General features: G+C 65.3%; 1 protein-coding gene. It reads left to right on the top strand.

Annotated elements, in window-relative coordinates:
• Positions 1-1,601: murein biosynthesis integral membrane protein MurJ (murJ, locus tag VW23_RS08055; protein ID WP_210184492.1), on the top strand; the 1,601-nt coding region annotated here is incomplete at its 5' end.
• Between the last annotated feature and the right edge of the window lie 3 nt (positions 1,602-1,604).

Below are 1,604 nucleotides of genomic sequence, written 5' to 3'. Positions count from 1 at the left end.
GGGGACAGGGGTGGGGGTCAGCTCGCACCGGCGTTCCAATGAGCCTCTACCGCAATTTCCTCTCGGTCGGCGGGCTGACCCTCGTTTCGCGCATTTTCGGCTTTGCCCGCGATGCGCTGATGGCGGCGGTGCTCGGCATCTCGCCGGTGTCGGATGCGTTCAACGCGGCGTTCCGTTTCCCCAACCTGTTCCGTCGGCTGTTCGCCGAAGGCGCGTTCAACACCGCCTTCGTGCCGATGTTCTCGACTGCGCTCGAAACCGAGGGCAATGAGGGAGCGAAGGAACTGGCTGGCCGGATCATAAGCTGGCTGGTGGCGGCGATCCTCGTCGTCACCATCCTCGTCGAGATCTTCACGCCGCAGATCATGGTGCTGTTCGTTCCCGGCTTTGTCGGGGATCAGGCGAAGTTCGATCTCACGGTGTTTCTCACCCGGATCATGTTCCCCTATCTCGCCTGCATGTCGCTGATGGCGGCCTATGCGGCGATCCTCAACAGCCTGGGGCGGTTCTTCGCCGCCGCGTTCGCGCCGATCGTGCTCAACATCGTCAATATCGGGGCGCTGATTCCGCTGGCGATCCTGACGCTCGAGGCGCCGGACACGGCGTTCTGGGTGGCAATCGCCACCATGCTTGGCGGCATCGCGCAGCTGGCGCTGGTCTACTGGGCGATTCGCCGCGCCGGCTTCGTGCCGAAACTGCGCTGGCCGCGTTTCGATCCGGAGGTCAGGCGGTTCTGGATCCTCGCCGTGCCGGCGATCATTGCGGGCGGCATTACCCAGATCAACATCTTCGTCGGCACCATCATCGCATCGGGCGCCGATGAGGTGATGTCGATCATCTACAATGCCGACCGGCTGTACCAGCTGCCGCTCGGCATTATCGGCATCGCCATCGGCACGGTGCTGCTGCCCGAATTGAGCCGCCACCTCAGCGCCGGCCGCGAGCTCGAGGCGCGGCAGAGCCAGAGCCAGTCGCTGTTCCTCTCGATGCTGCTGTCGATGCCGGCCGCCGGGGCGCTGATCGCGCTCTCCCTGCCGGTGGTGCGGGTGCTGTTCGAGCGGGGGGCCTTCGGGCCGACCGACAGCGTCAACGTCTCGCATGCGCTCATCGCCTTTGCGGTGGGGCTCCCCGCCTTCGTGTCGATCCGCGTGCTGCAGCCGGGGTTCTTCTCGCGCAAGGACACCAAGACGCCGACCTGGTTCGCCTTCGTCTCGCTGATCATCAATATCGTGTTGTCGCTGGCGCTGTTCCCGACCCTGAAGCATGTCGGCATCGCGCTCGCTACCTCGATCGCTGCGTGGGCCAATGTCGTGCTGCTGGCCATTTTCCTCGCCCGCCGCGGCCATTTCACCATCAGCGGGGCGGAGTGGCGGCAGGAGGGAATGATCGTACTGCTGACGCTGGTGATGTCCGGCGCGCTCTATGGCCTCGTCGTGCTGCTCGGGCCGGTGTTCGACCCGGGGTACTTTTTCCCGGTGCAGGCACTGGCGCTGTTGGCGCTCTGCGTGTTCGGGGCCGGGCTCTACTTCGCGCTGGCGCACATTGCCGGGGTGCAGCGGCTGGGTGGGTTGTTGCGTCGATTGCGGCGGCGAAAGGGCTAGAAC

This window comes from Devosia insulae DS-56 (assembly GCF_000970465.2).
Classification (GTDB): Bacteria; Pseudomonadota; Alphaproteobacteria; order Rhizobiales; family Devosiaceae; genus Devosia_A; species Devosia_A insulae.
The sequence above is the reverse complement of the archived record's forward strand: the minus strand, read 5'-3'. Positions and strand labels throughout refer to the sequence as shown.